The sequence below is a fragment of the Micromonospora sp. genome (genome assembly GCF_048594385.1).
Lineage (GTDB): Bacteria > Actinomycetota > Actinomycetes > Mycobacteriales > Micromonosporaceae > Micromonospora > Micromonospora wenchangensis.
On the sequence record NZ_JBMDWU010000300.1, the window covers coordinates 1 to 14,788 of the forward strand.

At 73.6% G+C, this 14,788-nt stretch carries 15 protein-coding genes and 1 pseudogene; 9 read left to right on the forward strand and 7 right to left on the reverse strand.

Going from position 1 to position 14,788, the window contains the following annotated elements; all coding sequences use genetic code 11:
* From ACOJTC_RS15965 to ACOJTC_RS15975, 3 genes and pseudogenes are all read right to left on the reverse strand, one after another.
* Positions 1 to 227: pseudogene (locus ACOJTC_RS15965) on the reverse strand (hypothetical protein); the annotation flags it as partial.
* A 7-nt stretch (positions 228 to 234) separates the two neighbouring features.
* Positions 235 to 900, reverse strand: a complete 666-nt coding sequence (locus ACOJTC_RS15970) for a DUF6529 family protein (protein WP_420117468.1) — start codon at positions 898 to 900, stop codon at positions 235 to 237.
* Complete coding sequence (locus tag ACOJTC_RS15975) at positions 900 to 1,658, reverse strand: hypothetical protein (protein WP_420117469.1); 759 nt, start codon at positions 1,656 to 1,658, stop codon at positions 900 to 902. The genes ACOJTC_RS15970 and ACOJTC_RS15975 overlap by 1 nt, the downstream gene beginning before the upstream one ends.
* Positions 1,659 to 1,848: 190 nt before the next feature.
* Here ACOJTC_RS15975 and ACOJTC_RS15980 point away from each other — a divergent pair, with 190 nt between their 5' ends.
* The 8 genes from ACOJTC_RS15980 to mnhG all read left to right on the forward strand — a co-directional run bounded on the left by ACOJTC_RS15980 (position 1,849) and on the right by mnhG (position 9,860).
* Positions 1,849 to 2,787, forward strand: coding sequence for an ion transporter (locus ACOJTC_RS15980; RefSeq protein ID WP_420117470.1), 939 nt, complete (start codon positions 1,849 to 1,851; stop codon positions 2,785 to 2,787).
* Positions 2,788 to 3,041: 254 nt separating this feature from the next.
* Entirely contained in the window at positions 3,042 to 3,521 is a 480-nt protein-coding gene (locus ACOJTC_RS15985) for a potassium transporter TrkA (RefSeq protein WP_357930412.1), read from the forward strand.
* A 146-nt stretch (positions 3,522 to 3,667) separates the two neighbouring features.
* Complete coding sequence (locus ACOJTC_RS15990) at positions 3,668 to 6,490, forward strand: Na+/H+ antiporter subunit A (RefSeq protein WP_420117471.1); 2,823 nt, start codon at positions 3,668 to 3,670, stop codon at positions 6,488 to 6,490.
* On the forward strand, positions 6,487 to 6,987 hold the full coding sequence (locus ACOJTC_RS15995; RefSeq protein ID WP_420117472.1) for a Na(+)/H(+) antiporter subunit C: 501 nt from the start codon (positions 6,487 to 6,489) through the stop codon (positions 6,985 to 6,987). Before ACOJTC_RS15990 ends, ACOJTC_RS15995 begins: the two co-directional genes overlap by 4 nt.
* A complete protein-coding gene (locus ACOJTC_RS16000) occupies positions 6,984 to 8,564 on the forward strand; it encodes a Na+/H+ antiporter subunit D (RefSeq protein WP_420117473.1) in 1,581 nt (526 codons plus the stop codon). The genes ACOJTC_RS15995 and ACOJTC_RS16000 overlap by 4 nt, the downstream gene beginning before the upstream one ends.
* A 110-nt stretch (positions 8,565 to 8,674) precedes the next feature.
* On the forward strand, positions 8,675 to 9,238 hold the full coding sequence (locus tag ACOJTC_RS16005) for a Na+/H+ antiporter subunit E (protein WP_232377538.1): 564 nt from the start codon (positions 8,675 to 8,677) through the stop codon (positions 9,236 to 9,238).
* The gene (locus ACOJTC_RS16010) at positions 9,235 to 9,498 is read left to right on the forward strand and encodes a monovalent cation/H+ antiporter complex subunit F (RefSeq protein WP_088645903.1); all 264 of its coding nucleotides are present in this window, start codon (positions 9,235 to 9,237) and stop codon (positions 9,496 to 9,498) included. The genes ACOJTC_RS16005 and ACOJTC_RS16010 overlap by 4 nt, the downstream gene beginning before the upstream one ends.
* Entirely contained in the window at positions 9,495 to 9,860 is a 366-nt protein-coding gene (gene mnhG / locus ACOJTC_RS16015; protein ID WP_420117474.1) for a monovalent cation/H(+) antiporter subunit G, read from the forward strand. Before ACOJTC_RS16010 ends, mnhG begins: the two co-directional genes overlap by 4 nt.
* A gap of 134 nt (positions 9,861 to 9,994) precedes the next feature.
* On the opposite strand, the gene ACOJTC_RS16020 is transcribed toward mnhG, so the two are convergent.
* Entirely contained in the window at positions 9,995 to 10,375 is a 381-nt protein-coding gene (locus tag ACOJTC_RS16020) for a YccF domain-containing protein (RefSeq protein ID WP_204924355.1), read from the reverse strand.
* A gap of 57 nt (positions 10,376 to 10,432) precedes the next feature.
* Here ACOJTC_RS16020 and ACOJTC_RS16025 point away from each other — a divergent pair, with 57 nt between their 5' ends.
* Positions 10,433 to 11,449, forward strand: coding sequence for a methyltransferase (locus ACOJTC_RS16025; protein ID WP_420117475.1), 1,017 nt, complete (start codon positions 10,433 to 10,435; stop codon positions 11,447 to 11,449).
* Positions 11,450 to 11,509: 60 nt separating this feature from the next.
* Here ACOJTC_RS16025 and ACOJTC_RS16030 read toward each other — a convergent pair whose 3' ends face one another.
* The 3 genes from ACOJTC_RS16030 to ACOJTC_RS16040 form a co-directional block, all read right to left on the reverse strand.
* Entirely contained in the window at positions 11,510 to 12,532 is a 1,023-nt protein-coding gene (locus ACOJTC_RS16030; RefSeq protein WP_420117476.1) for a methyltransferase, read from the reverse strand.
* Positions 12,529 to 13,695 (reverse strand): aminotransferase class V-fold PLP-dependent enzyme, encoded by a 1,167-nt coding sequence (locus tag ACOJTC_RS16035; protein WP_420117477.1) that lies wholly within the window; start codon positions 13,693 to 13,695, stop codon positions 12,529 to 12,531. Before ACOJTC_RS16035 ends, ACOJTC_RS16030 begins: the two co-directional genes overlap by 4 nt.
* Positions 13,692 to 14,788: tryptophan 2,3-dioxygenase family protein (locus tag ACOJTC_RS16040; protein ID WP_420117478.1), on the reverse strand; the 1,097-nt coding region annotated here is incomplete at its 5' end. The genes ACOJTC_RS16040 and ACOJTC_RS16035, both read right to left, overlap by 4 nt.

Consider the following 14,788-nt stretch of genomic DNA (forward strand, 5'->3'; position numbering starts at 1 on the left):
GACGGCCCGGCCGGTGCGCTGCCACCCGGCGAGGCGTCGGCCGGCGCGGCGGCCGACCCGCCGGTCTGCGGCGCCGCGGCCGGCGTGGTCGGCTCGCCGTACGTCTGGCAGCCGGTGAGCAGGGCGGTCACGCCCACCCCACCGGCACCGGCCAGCACCGCCCGTCGGGACGCACAACCGGTCCCACGCTCGTCGCACATCTGCCCGTCGTTCCTCTCCCGTGTCACGAGCCCGTCACGTCCCCACCCCGAAGGTGGTGAAGTACCACAGCGACGAGGTCACCCAGATCCCCATCAGGACGGTGAACACCAACCCACCGACGACCGGCAGCACCCACCCGGCCAGCCCCCGCTTGGGCAGCGCCAGCATCTTCATGGTGAACACCCCGAAGAAGAGACAGCCGAGCAGCGAGTGCAGCAGGGTCCGCAGGTCGTAGTCGGCGAAGCCCAGCGCGTAGAGGCAGTGCACCGCCACCGGAACGGTCAGCAGGAACGCCACCCGGCCGCTCCACCGGTGCAGCCCACCCGCCCAGGAGGGCGAGAAGCCACCGAGCCGGCCCCACATCGCCAACGCGCTGAGCAGCTGCACCACGGCGAAGAAGGCCGCCCCGGTGCCCAGCCAGACCTTGACCGCCTGGGGGCTGGAGAAGCCGGCCACGTTGACCGCGATCCCGGTGGGCTGGTGCATCCGGCCGTACGCCCCGAGGGCCACCGCGACCGCCGCCCCGACCAGCAGCGGTACGAGCACCGAGGCGGGCGGGGCGCCGGAGCCGGTGGACGGCGAAGCGACCGGGTCGGGCGGCGTCAGGGCGGGTGGGGGGTCGGACAGGACCCGGACGGACGGCCCGTCGTCGAAGTCGCGTCCCACGTCGGTCTCGAACCTGCGGCGTGCCGTCGTCATCACGCACCGGACCCCGGGTCGGCCACGACGGGCGACGCGGTGACGGTCCGGCCGTCGAGGATGGTGGTGCCGAACGCGGGGTCCAGCGGCGGGGCCGGCACCGGCGCGCCGTCTCGGGTGACCACCCCGATCTGGCTGCCGTCGGGCAGCATGATCCAGCCGCCGTCGACGCCGGCGCGGCGCTGCTGCGCGGTGGCCCGGTAGAGCACCGGGTCGGGCTTGCCGGTCTGCTTGGCGGTGAACTTCCACCGGCGCTGACCCACCACCATCTCGCCGGAGGCGACCCCGTCGCCGAACGACCCGGTGAGCACCTCGCCCTTCTTGCCCGTCAGCTTCATCCGGCCGTCGGCGGCGGTGCCGTTGAGCCACACCTCCAGCTTCTTGCCGTCGCAGACGTACGCCACCGCCTTGCCGTCGGTGACGGTGATGGCGATGGTGGCGCCGCCGTCGAGCCGCCCGGTCCAGTTGGAGTCGGCCTGCTTCGCCGGTGGCGCCGTGGTCGGTGGCGTGGTCTGCGCCGGGCCGGGCTGGCCCGGCGCCGGTGCCGCCGGGGTGGCCTCCGGCTCGGCCGCCGGGTCGGCGTCCGGTTCGGCCGCGGGGGCGGCGGGCGACACCACGGCGGCGCCGGGCGGGCTCGTCGCGGGCGCGGCCGCACCGGTATCGACCGTACGCGGTGCCGCCTGGGCGCTCATCGCGAACAGGACGGCGGCCATGCCCGTCCCGGTCAGCAGGGTGAGCAACGGGGTCGTGCGCTTCATGAGCAGCTCCCTTCACCGGGTGGTACGAAGCCGGGGCGCTGGTCGTTCAATGTCGGGACGAGAACCTGTGATCGCCGGTGGTCGGGTACCCGGTCCATCACCGACGGTGATCGTCCCGGGTGGCCGGTAGGGTGTCGGGATGGCCGCCGCGTTCCCGTACCGCCCCGGGACCGGGTGACCGGTGTCGTCCGTGCCTGTTCCCACCCGTCGGCGTGCCGCCGATCCCGGGCCCGTCCGCCCCGTCGGCCTCGCCCAGTGGTGCGCCCGGATCGCCCGGTCGCGCCCCTTCGAGGCGGCGATCGTGGTGCTCATCATGGCCAACGCGGCGGTCCTCGGGGTGGAGACCTACCCGGATCTCGGTGCGGCCCGACCGGCGTTGCACTGGCTGGAGCTGAGCTTCCGGGCCGCCTTCGTCGCCGAGATCGCCGTCCGGGTGCTGGCGTACGGGCGTCGGCCGCAGGACTTCCTGCGGCACGGCTGGAACGTGTTCGACCTGGTGGTGATCGCGGCGATATTCCTGCCCGGGCTGCACGGCGACTCGGCGCTGCTGCGGGTCGTCCGGGTGGCCCGGGTGCTGCGCCTGGTGCGTTTCTCGCCCGGTCTGCGCACCATCGTGGCCGCGCTGTGGCGCAGTCTGCCCGGTGTCGGCGGGTTCCTCGCGCTGGCCATGGTGACCCTCTACGTCTACGGCATGGCCGGCTGGCTGATCTTCGGCCGGGCCTACCCGGAGCAGTACGGCGACATCGGCCGGTCGCTGCTGACCCTGTTCGTGCTGCTGTCCCTGGAGACCCTGCCGGATCTGGTGGAGCAGGGGATGGCGCTGTCCCCGTGGACCCTCGTCTACTACGTCAGCTACGTGCTCATCACGGTCAACCTGCTGCTGAACATCCTGATCGCGGTCATCGTGAACTCGATGGAGGAGGCCCGCCGGTTGGAGATGACCGAGCGGCTGGCGCCCGGCTACGACGCCGACGGCGACGGGGTGCCCGACGAGGTGGACCGGATCGCCCTGACCCAGCGCCTGGACGACCTGCGGGCGGTGATCGCCGAGCTGGAACGGGAGCTGCGCATCGACCGGGACGACCCGTCGGGCCGGCACCGGTCGGCCGAACGCACCGACGCCCGCTGACGACGGGGACGGCATCCGCCGCCGACGTGTCGCCCGGCCCATCGGCCGCCGACCGGGTCGGTGCCGGCTCGGCGGACCCGTGACCATCGCCCCGGGCGGCGTCGAGGGTCCGTCGACACCGCCTCCGACGTCCAGGTTTCCCGAATGATGGGACGGCGAGGGTGGGCGATCGCGCCCTGATCATGATAGGGATGAAGGGGCGCGCGGCCGTTACCGGCCGGACGCCCCTTCGAGGTTGGGCGAAGGAGGTCGGTGTGCGGTTCGAACGTACGGTCATTCACGGGGTCGGACTCTGCCAGCGCTTCGCCACCGCGCACGGCCAGTGGGCCAGCGTCATCTCCCACCCCGGCGGGCGGCGCGACATCGTGATCTACCACCCCGACGACACCGACACCGCGGTCGGCACGCTGGTGCTCGACCAGTCCGAGGCGCAGGCCGTCGCCGGGGTGCTCAACCAGGCGGTCACCGTCGACCACCTCGCCGAGCTGGAACGCCAGCTCCCCGGCGTCACCGTCGTGCGAATACCCGTCGCCGTGGGCGGCGACGGCGACGGAAAGCGTTGGCGGGACACGGCGTTGTCCGGCCTGCCGCTGTCGCTGCTGGCGGTGGTCCGCGCCGGCCGGGTCGTACCGACCCCCGGCGACGACTACGTCCTGCTCGCCGGCGACGAGGTCGTCGTCGCGGGTGCGGAGGCGGCCACCACGACCGCCGTGGACGTGTTCGCCGGTCACTGACCGGGCACCACCACCGACCAACCAACCACTGGTGACGCCACCGCCGCGGTGGCCGTGCGACCCGGGGACGCCCGTCCCCGCGCCGCCGGTTCCGCACCGCCCCGAACGGGCCGGTGGCCGCCGACACTGATCTTCGAGGAGGGTATGTGCTGGTCCTGGTGGCGGTCCACGCACTGGCAGCCGTGGTCGCCCCGGGGCTGGTACGTCGCTTCGGACGCCGTGCGCTGTACGCCGTCGCGCTCGCCCCGGCCGCCACGCTGGTCTGGGCGCTGACCCGTACCGGTGCGGTCCGGGCCGGCGAGCCGGTGGTGGAGACCTGGCCGTGGGTGCCCCGGATCGGTCTGGAACTGGCCCTGCGGATGGGCACCCTGTCCTGGCTGATGGTGGTGCTCGTCGGCGGGGTCGGCGCGCTGGTACTGGCGTACAGCGCCAGGTACTTCCGCTCCGACGACCCGGGGCTGGGGCGCTTCGCCTCCGTCTTCGTCGCCTTCGCCGGCTCGATGCTCGGCCTGGTCGTCTCCGACGACCTGCTGCTGCTCTACGTGTTCTGGGAACTGACCACCGTCTTCTCGTACCTGCTGATCGGCTACGACCCGGCCAAGCGGGCCAGCCGGCGGGCCGCCATGCAGGCGCTGCTGGTCACCACCCTGGGCGGGCTCGCCATGCTGGCCGGGTTCGTCATGCTCGGCCAGCACGCCGGCAGCTACCGCTGGTCGGTCGTCGCCACCGACCTGCCCGGCGGCGGCTCCCTGGTCACCGCGCTGATGCTGATCCTGCTCGGCGCGCTCAGCAAGTCGGCCATCGTGCCGTTCAGCTTCTGGCTGCCCGGGGCGATGGCCGCACCCACCCCGGTCAGCGCCTACCTGCACGCCGCCGCCATGGTCAAGGCCGGGGTGTTCCTGGTCGCCCTGCTCGGCCCGGCCGTCGCCGACGTCACCGCCTGGCGGGTGGTGCTGCTCGGCACCGGCCTGGCCACCCTCTTCCTCGGCGCCTGGGTGGCGCTGCGCCAGACCGACCTGAAACTACTCCTCGCCTACGGCACGGTCAGCCAGCTCGGGCTGCTGATGGTGGTCCTCGGTGCCGGCAGCCGGGACGCCGCGCTGGCCGGTGCGGCGATGGTGCTGGCGCACGCCCTGTTCAAGGCCACCCTGTTCCTCGTGGTCGGGATCGTCGACCACACCACGGGCACCCGGGACCTGCGCGAACTCAGCGGCCTCGGCCGCCGCGCGCCGGTACTGGCCGGGGTCGCCGTGCTGGCCGCCGCGTCGATGGCCGGGCTGCCGCCGATGGCCGGCTTCGTCGCCAAGGAGGCCGCCTTCGAGGCGTTCCGACACGGCGGCACGACGGACCTGCTGGTGCTGGCCGGGGTGGTGGCCGGGTCGGCGCTGACCGTGGCGTACACGCTGCGGTTCCTGTGGGGCGCGTTCGCCGGCAAGGCCGGTGTCGTGCCGACCGACCCGCACCCGGCGGGCCGGTCGTTCCTCGCCGCCCCGGCGCTGCTCGCCGTGGCCGGGCTGGCCGTCGGCGTCGCCGCCCCGGCCCTCGACGGGCTGCTCGCCCCGTACGCCGACGGCTTCTCCTCGACCGGGCCCGGCTACCACCTGGCGCTGTGGCACGGCCTGACCCCGGCCCTGGGACTGTCCGCCCTCGCGGTGACGGCCGGCGTCGGACTGTTCCTGCTGCTGCACCGGGGACGGCTGCGGGTGACCCGGTGGACCCCGGTCGACGGCGCGGCCGGCTACGAGCGGCTGGTCGCCGGGGTGGACCGGCTCGCGGTGGAGCTGACCGGCGCGACCCAGCGCGGCTCGCTGCCGTTCTACCTCGGGATCATCCTGGTGGTGCTGGTCGTCCTGCCCGGCGGCGCGCTGCTCACCGGTGGGCCCTGGCCCCGGGAGTTCCGCGCCTGGGACACCCCGTTGCAGGCGGTCGTCGCCGCCCTGGTGATCGTGGCCGCGGTGATGGCCGCCCGCGCGCTGCGCCGGCTCACCGCGATGATCCTGGTCGGTGTCGCCGGCTACGGCACCGCGCTGATGTTCGTCCTGCACGGCGCGCCGGACCTGGCGCTGACCCAGTTCCTGGTGGAGACCGTCACCATCGTCATGTTCGTGCTGGTGCTACGCCGGCTGCCGGTGAAGTTCTCGGCCCGGCCGATCCGCCGCAGCCGGCGCGGCCGGATCGCCCTCGGGGTCGCCGTCGGCGCGGTCGTGTCCGGGATGGCCTGGGTGGCGTCGAGCGGCCGGCTGGCCACCCCGGTCTCCGAGCGGTTCCCCGACGAGGCGGTCTCCTACGGCGGCGGCAAGAACGTGGTCAACGTGACCCTGGTCGACATCCGCGCCTGGGACACCATGGGCGAGATCGCGGTGCTGGTGGTGGCCGCCACCGGGGTGGCCAGCCTGATCTTCCGCCGCTCCCGGGACCTGGACCGGCGCAGCGCCGTCCCCGGCCCCCGACCGGCGACCACCGGCGGGCCGCGCTGGCTGACCGCCGGCTTCGAGGCGCACCGGCACTCGGTGATCCTCCAGGTGGTCACCCGGCTGCTGTTCCACGCCATCGTGCTGTTCTCGGTCTACCTGCTCTTCTCCGGTCACAACGCCCCCGGTGGCGGGTTCGCCGCCGGGCTGGTCGCCGGCCTGGCCCTGGCCGTGCGCTACCTGGCCGGCGGCCGGCGGGAACTCAACGCCGCCGCGCCGGTCGACGCCGGGGCGGTGCTCGGCGCGGGACTGTTCCTCGCCGTCGGCACCGGCGTGGTGGCGATGCCGCTGGGCGGGGAGTTCCTGCAGAGCGCGGTGCTCGACCTGCACCTGCCCCTGCTCGGCAAGGTCCACTTCGTCTCGTCGGTCTTCTTCGACGTCGGCGTCTACCTGATCGTGGTCGGCCTGGTGCTGGACATCCTGCGCAGCCTCGGCGCCGAGATGGACCGCCAGCAGGAGGACGCCCACGACGACGTACGGGACAAGGAGCTGGTGTGACCCCCAACCTCACCTACATCGTCGTGGTCGGCGTGCTCTTCGCCGCCGGGGTGACCCTGCTGCTGGAACGCAGCCTCACCCGGGTGCTGATGGGCGTCATCCTGCTCGGCAACGGTGCCAACCTGCTGCTGCTCACCGGGGGTCGGGCCGGTGGCCCGCCGATCGTCGGCACCAGCGACGCCGACGAGATGAGCGATCCGCTGCCCCAGGCGATGGTGCTCACCGCCATCGTCATCACCCTCGGCATGACCGCGTTCCTACTGGCGCTGTCATACCGCAGCTGGCACCTCAACGGCCACGACGAGGTGCAGGACGACGTGGAGGACCGCCGGATCATGGACCTGGCCGACCGGGACGAGGGGCCGGGCACCGACGACGCCGACCAGTCCGACTCCGACGACCAGCTCGACGGCGACGGCCGGCCCGACCCGGACAGCCGGCGGCCCTCGGCGGCCTCGGCGGCGGCGACGGCCGGCGGGCGGGGGAGGGAGGCGTGAACTACCTCGTCCCGCTGCCGGTGGTGATGCCGCTGCTCGGCGCGGCCCTGACCCTGCTGTTGGCCAGCCGGCCCCGCGCACAGCGGTGGGTCAGCCTCACCGTGCTCACCGCGACCGTCGCCGTGGCCGCCACCCTGCTCGTCCGCTCCTCGATCGACGGGCCGCTCGTCGTCGAGGTCGGCGGCTGGGTCGCGCCGCTGGGCATCGTGCTCGTCGCCGACCAGCTCGCCGCGCTGATGCTGGTGGTCTCCGCTTCCGTCACCCTCTGCGTGCTGGTGTACTCCATCGGGCAGGGCATGGCCGACGGGCACGAGGAGACCCCGCTGTCGGTCTACCACCCCACCTATCTGGTGCTCACCGCCGGGGTGTGCAACGCGTTCCTCTCCGGCGACCTGTTCAACCTCTACGTCGGCTTCGAGATCCTGCTGGTCGCCAGCTACGTGCTGCTCACCCTGGGCAGCACCGAGACCCGCATCCGGGCCGGCACCACGTACGTCGTGGTCAGCCTGCTCTCGTCGTTGATCTTCCTGGTGGCGATCGGGCTGGTCTACTCGGCCACCGGCACCCTCAACCTGGCCCAGCTCGTCGACCGGCTCGACGCCCTCCCCGACGACCTGCGGCTGGTGCTGCAGGGCATGCTGCTGCTCGCCTTCGGCATCAAGGCGGCGGTCTTCCCGCTGTCGGCGTGGCTGCCCGACAGCTATCCCACCGCGCCCGCGCCGGTCACCGCCGTCTTCGCCGGCCTGCTCACCAAGGTCGGCGTGTACGCCATCATCCGCACCGAGACGCTGCTGTTCCCCGGCGGCCGGACCGCCGACCTGCTGCTGGTGGTCGCGGCGTTGACCATGCTGGTCGGCATCCTGGGCGCGGTCGCCCAGTCCGACATCAAACGACTGTTGTCGTTCACCCTGATCAGCCACATCGGGTACATGCTGTTCGGGGTGGGGCTCAGCTCGTCGCTCGGGTTGGCCGCCGCGATCTTCTACGTGGTGCACCACATCACCATCCAGACCACCCTGTTCCTCGCCGCCGGGCTGGTCGAACGCCGGGGCGGCAGCACCGCGCTGGACCGCCTCGGCGGGCTGGCCCGGTTGTCGCCGCTGCTCGCCGTGCTGTTCTTCGTGCCCGCGCTGAACCTGGCCGGCATCCCCCCGTTCTCCGGCTTCCTGGGCAAGCTCGGCCTGGTGCAGGCAGGGGTGGACGACGGCGGTGTGCTGGCCTGGGTGCTGGTCGCCGGTGGGCTGCTGACCAGCCTGCTCACCCTCTACGCCATCGCCCGGGTGTGGAACCTGGCGTTCTGGCGTCGCCCGCACCCGGAGATGCCCGAGCCGCAGGACAGCGTGCACACCGTCCGGACCGACGGGGTGGAGCAGCCCTACCAGGGGCCGGACCGTGACGCCCACCCGGGCGCGATGCTGCCCCGCCTGATGATCGCGCCGACGGTCGCCCTGGTGGTGCTGGGGCTGGGGCTGACCGTGGTGGCCGGGCCGCTGTTCGACCTCAGCTCCGACGCCGCCGACGACCTGCTGCGGCGTACCCCGTACGTCGAGGCCGTCTACCCCGGGGGGACCCCGTGAGCCACGATCCGCCGCCGCAGCGCTCCCCGGACCGGTCGCCGCCGCCCGGGGAGCCGTCGCCGCAGCTTCCCGGCGGTGGGCCGGCCCCGGAGCATCCGGAGGACCGGCCGCTGACCCGGGCGGCCCGCCGCCGCAACCAGGCCGTCGCGATGATCGTCCTGGTCACCGTCTGGGTGCTGCTCTGGGGGACGCTGAGCTGGGCCAACGTGCTCGGTGGGCTGGTCGTGGGGCTGGTGGTGCTGACCGTCTTCCCGCTGCCCCCGGTGACCTTCGCCGGGCGGGTGCACCCGGTGCCGCTGCTGCGGTTCGCCCTGCGCTTCCTGCGGGACCTGGTGGTGGCCAGCGTCCAGATCGCGGCCCTGGCGCTGCGGTTCGGGCACCCCCCGCTGGGCGCGATCATCGCGGTGCGGCTGCGGGTCCGCTCCGACCTCAACCTCACGCTGACCGCCGAGGCGCTGTCCCTGGTGCCCGGCAGCCTCATCGTCGAGGTGGACCGGGACGCCGGCATCCTCTACGTCCACGTGCTCGGGGTGCGCGACCGTGCCGAGGTCGAACGCTTCCGCGACGGCGTGCTGGAGTTGGAGGCCCGGTTGATCGCGGCTATCGGCTCGGCTGAGGAACAGCGGCTGATCCGGGAGCACACACCGTCCACCCTGGAAGGAAGTTCGAGATGACCGCTGTCGCCGTGATCGTCACCGTGCTGCTGGCGGTGGCCGGTGCGCTCACCCTCACCCGGATCGTCCGGGGGCCGTCGGTGCTCGACCGGGCGGTCGCCACCGACGTGCTGCTGGCGATCGTGGTGGCCGCCGTTGCGACCGAGGCCGCCTACAGCCGGGACGCGACCGCGCTGCCGATCCTGGTGGTGCTGGCCATCCTCGGCTTCGTCGGCTCGGTCAGCGTCGCCCGCTTCGCCACCCGCCGGGACGACAGGTGAGCGTCGACGCGGTGCTGGACGTGGTGGCCGCGGCCTGCCTGCTGGGCGGCGCGCTGCTCAGTCTCGCCGCCGGGGTCGCCCTGGTCCGCTTCCCCGACCTGCTGTCGCGGATGCACGCCGCCGCCAAGCCACAGGTGCTCGGCCTGCTGCTGGTGCTGCTCGGCTGCGCGCTGCGGCTGCGGACCGGGGTGGACGTCACCACGCTGGTGCTGGTCGGCGCGTTCCAGTTGGCCACCGCGCCGGTCGCCGCGCACATGATCGGCCGGGCCGGCTACCCGCACGACCGGATCCGTACCGACCTGCTGGTCACCGACGAACTCGCCGCCCACCTCGAGCGGCTGCACGCCGACCGGCGGCCCTGACCCGGCGGCCCCGTGGCCCGGCCGCCGCGGGTCCGGCCGCCGCGGGTCCGCTTATGGGCTGATCGAGCGGTATCGACACCCTGCCGACACCGCCGGATCGCCGCAGATGCGCCACAGGTCGCCTCGGGGTTCGGTCAGGGCGCCTCGACGACCTCCCGGCCGAGCGGCCAGAACGCCGCCGGGACGAGCTTGAAGTTGGCGATGCCGAACGGGATGCCGATGATCGTGACGCAGAGCGCGATCCCGGCGAGCAGGTGCGACAGTGCCAGCCACCAGCCGGCGAGAAGCACCCACAGCACGTTCGCCAGCCCGGACGGGACGCCGGCCCCCGGCTTGGTGACCAGGGTCCGGCCGAACGGCCACAGCGAGTACGAGGCGAGCCGCAGCGACGCCACCCCGAACGGGATGGTGATGATGAGCACGAAGCAGACCACCGCCGCGACGAAGTAGCCGAGGGCCAGCACGATTCCGCCACCGAGGATGAGCCACAACAGGTTCAGGATGAAGCGAATCATTACTCCATAGTGACGGGTGCGTGCCACCGCGTCACCGTTCCATGATCTTATGTTCCCATGATCACTCCCACTCCTCTCATGCACCTCGTCGCCGGCGTCTGGGGTTTCAAGACCCTCGCCGTCGGGGTCGAGTTCGGCCTGTTCACCCGGCTGGCCGGCGGGCGGACCGTCACCGTTGCCGAGGCCGCCGCCGAGTTCGGGCTCGACGAACGCCCCGCCGACCTGCTGCTGTCGGCCAGCGCGTCGCTGGGGCTGCTGGACAAGGCCGGTGACGGCTACCGCAACTCCGCGCTGGCCGAGCAGTTCCTGGTCGAGGGGCGGCCCTACTACTTCGGTGCCCAGGTGCGCTACTCCGACCTGCGCACCTACCTGCCCTGGCACCGGGTGGGCGAGGCGCTGCGCGGCAACCGGCCACTCACCTGGGACCCGCAGCAGCAGGACTCCCTGTTCGACACCACCGACCCGGAGCTGGTGGCCCAGTTCTGGGACGCCATGTTCGCCACCTCCCGGTTCACCGCCCGCGCGCTGGCCGACGCGTACGACTTCGGCGTGCACCGCCGACTGCTCGACGTCGGCGGCGGCGCGGGGGCGTTCCCGATCGAGTTCTGCCTGCGTCTGCCGCACCTGCGGGCGACGATCCTGGACCTGCCGCACGTGTGCGTGCGGGCCGGGGAGCGGATCGCGGAGGCGGGCCTGACCGACCGGATCGGCACGGTCGCCGGTGACTTCCTCGCCGACCCGGCCCTGCCCGACGGGCACGACGTGATCCTGCTCAGCATGATTCTGCACGACTGGGACGAGCCGACCAACCGGGCGCTGCTGGCCCGCTGCCACGCCGCGTTGCCCCCCGGCGGGGTGATCGTCATCTCCGAACTGTTGCTCAACGACGAGCGCACCGGCCCGCCGGAGGCTGCCCTGATGGGCATGAACATGCTCGTCGAGACCGAGGGCGGCAAGAACTACTCCGGCGCGGAGTACCGGCGGTGGCTGACCGACGCCGGCTTCGTCGACGTGCGCACGGTGCCGTTCGAGGCTCCCGGCGCGAACGGCGCGGTGCTGGCCCGCCGCCCCTGACCGGCCCGGCCGGGGCCGGCGGACCTCAGGCGTCCGCCGGCCCCGGCGTCGACCGGTGGATCACCCCGGCTTGTACGCGGTGACCAGTTCCCACCCGCCGGGCAGCACCGCCACCCGGGTGAACCCGACCTCGGTGAGCAGCCCGGTGTAGAACTCGACCTCCCGCAGCCGGCTGACGCAGCTGTCCACCCCGATCAGGAAGTAGCTCCAGAAGAACTGCACGGCCAGCCGGTCCGGGGTGCGGAACTCCTCGGCGATCAGCAGCAGCCCGCCCGGTTCCAGCGCCGCGTACGCCTGCTCGACCAGGCGGCGGGCGACGTCGTTGGGCCAGTCGTGCAGCACCCGGACGAACGCCATGGCGTCGTAGCCCGTCGGCAGCGGCCCGGCCAGGAAGTCGCCGCCGACGAAGCCCAACCGGTCCGGATGGCCCCGGTCGACCCGGGTGGCCTCGACCAGGGGGGCCACCGGCGGCAGGTTGAACACGTCGGCCCGCAGGGCGGGGGCGGTGTCGAGGACGTGCGCGGCGAGGGTGCCGTCACCACCGCCGACGTCCAGCAGGCGTCGCCGGTCCGACCAGAGCCGGTCGGCGTGCCGGCGCACCGTCTCGATCACCGGGCCGAGCCCGGCGGCCATGCTGCGTTCGAAGTCGGCGGTCTGCGCGTCGGTCTTCGGCGGCCAGGCGAAGTCGTCGTCGCTCATGCCGACCTCACCGCGCAGGCTCTCGGCGAGCCGGCCGTGCAGCAGTCGCCACGGGTAGCGGTCCCGGTCCCGTTCGATCGCGTCCGGGCCGACCACCGCCAGCACGGCGTCGCGCAGCCCCGGCACCGCCCGGTAGCTGGCCCCGGCGATGTCGTCGCCGGATTCGTGCCGGGTGACGCAGCCGAGGCTCTCCAGGCAGTCGAGGAACTTGTAGAGCCGCAGCGGGCGCACCCCGAACCGGTCGGCCAGCGCGTCCAGGCGTACCGGGCCGGGTTCCAGCGCGTCGAGCAGGCCGAGGGCCAGCGCGGTCTCCAGCACGTCGACGGCCTTGGGACCGTTGACGAGCAGGCTCATCAGCGCCCGGGGGGAGAGGGTGACGCTCACCGGTCCAGCTCCTCGCTCAGCGCGTCCATGAACGCGTCGACCTCGTCGAGGGTGTTGTAGACGTGCGGTCCGACCCGCAGCCAGCCCCGCCAGGTGCAGATCATGTTCCGTGCGGCGAGCCGCCGCTTGACCTCCTCTCCGTCGGGGACGTCCAGGCAGACCACCCCGCCCCGGCGGTCCGGGTCGGTGGGGCTGACCACGGTGACGCCGGCCGCCGCCGCCCGGTCCAGGACCCGCTGGGTCAGCGCCAGCGAGTGCGCCCGGATCGCCCCGATCCCGACGCCCGCGAGCAGGTCCAGGCCGACCTGGGAGATCAGCGAGGTCAACGGGTACGGCGTGCCGCCGGCGAAGCGTTGCGCCCCCGCCGCCCACCCGGTCGACACCCGGAAGGTCAACGCCCGGTCGCCGGCCTGCCAGCCGGTCGCCGCCGGTTCCAGCCGCTCGGCCAGGTCGGGGCGGACGTAGAGGAAGGCGGTGCCGGCCCCGCACAGCCACTTGTGCGCGCCGCCGAGGACGATGTCGACGCCGAGCGCCGTCACGTCCAGCGGGACCGCCCCGACGGTCTGGAAGGCGTCCACCACCACCAGGGCGCCGACGGCGTGGGCGCGGGCGACCAGCCGGGCCAGGTCGATGGTGGCCCCGGAGGAGAAACTCGCATGGGGTACGCAGACCAGCAGCGTCCGCTCGTCGATGCGGGCTTCGAGGGCGTCCTCGTCGAACCGGGGGCCGCCGGTGCCGACCACGTCGAGCCGCGCGCCGTAGCGGCGGAACGCGGTGCCGATGAACGGCACCGTCGGGTACTCCAGGTCGGTGGTGACGATCCGGTCGCGCGGGGGGCGGTAGTCGAAGCAGGACAGCACCCGGGCCAGCAGGGTGCTCAGGTTGGCGTCGGTGACCACGCTGCCCGGTGGTGCGCCGAGCAGCGCGGCGACCGAGTCGGCGTACCGGTCGAGGCCGACGTGCCAGCCCTGCCACACCTCGTCGCGCCAGTCGCGCAGGGTCGCCCAGTGGTCGGCGAGCACCCGTTCGACGCCCCGGGGTGCCGCGCCGGTGGAGTTGTTGCCCAGGTAGACGCAGGTCTCCAGCAGCGGGAACTCGGCGCGCAGGGCGGCGTGTGCGGCGGCGTCCAGGCAACGCGCCGGGTGGATCGCGGGTGCGCTCACTCGCAGCCTCCGATCGGATCGGTCCGGGGTGGACGGTTGTCGGTGGACACGGTGGTGAAGACCGGGACGGCGCGGACGGCCGCCAGGTAGGGGGTGCCCTCGGTGTAGCCGGTGCCGGAGCGGGCACCGAGCATCCGGACCGCCAGCCGGTGGTGGGTGCGTCGCCAGGTCAGTACCGCCTCGGCGAAGGCCGCCATCTGCTGCCGTACCAGGTCGAGGTCGGGCCCCCGCAGCGAGCCGGCCCGGACCGCGGCGCGGTAGGCCCGGTCGATCGACGGCTGGCCGGCCCGCACCACCTCGCGTACCTCCGGCACCGACCGGTACGCGGTGGAGTCCAACCGGTCCGGCTCCGGCGTACGGCACAGCGACTCCATGAGCTTGTAGGAGCGGGACTGGATGGCGCTGGCCCCCTCGGTGTACTCGCGGAACGTCCGGAACGCCGCCGGTTGCATGGTGGCCAGCAGGGAGAACAGCGTCCCGGCGCCGCTGATCAGCTCCCGGGCGTACGCCAGCCGGCCGGCGGCCGGGCGGGGCCGGCCCGTGTCCAACGCGGCGATGGTGCCCCGCAGCTCCTCGGCGACCCCGGCGAAGACGCACTCGTAGGCCTGGAGGACCCGGATGAACAGGTACTCGTCGTGGGAGACGTAGACCGGCAGCATGCTCAACGCCAGGGCGCGTTCCCGGGCGGGGGCGCGGCCGGTGACGGCGAGCCGGTGCAGCGTCACCGCCGCCGCGACCGGGTCCCGCTCGGTGACCGCCCCGGCCAGGCCGAGCCGGGTGAGGGCCGACGCGACGGCGCGGACCCCGAGCCGGCACCGCTTGGCCGCCATCGCCGGTCCGGGCCGCTGTTCGGGGAGCAGGTCGATGGCGTCGGTCGAGGCGGCCAGCTCGAAGGCCAGGGCGTCGGCGACGAGGTCGACCAGGAGCCGGTCACGTTCCCGACGCCCGCCGCCGGGCCCCGGTCGGTCGACCTCGTCGGCCACCCGCCCGCCCGGTCGGGTCTCGGGGGCGACGGTGGGCAGGGGGGGCGGGGGCGGGGCCAGGGAGCTGCGGGGGTGGGACCGGGGGTGGCGCGGGTCGAGCGCCACGTGGG

Bases quoted from the DNA above. Each gene is read 5' to 3' on its own strand.
- ACOJTC_RS15970 (WP_420117468.1), bottom strand. From the start codon at position 900: ATGACGACGGCACGCCGCAGGTTCGAGACCGACGTGGGACGCGACTTC.
- ACOJTC_RS15975 (WP_420117469.1), bottom strand. From the start codon at position 1,658: ATGAAGCGCACGACCCCGTTGCTCACCCTGCTGACCGGGACGGGCATG.
- ACOJTC_RS16010 (WP_088645903.1), top strand. From the start codon at position 9,235: ATGACCGCTGTCGCCGTGATCGTCACCGTGCTGCTGGCGGTGGCCGGT.
- ACOJTC_RS16020 (WP_204924355.1), bottom strand. From the start codon at position 10,375: ATGATTCGCTTCATCCTGAACCTGTTGTGGCTCATCCTCGGTGGCGGA.
- ACOJTC_RS16025 (WP_420117475.1), top strand. From the start codon at position 10,433: ATGATCACTCCCACTCCTCTCATGCACCTCGTCGCCGGCGTCTGGGGT.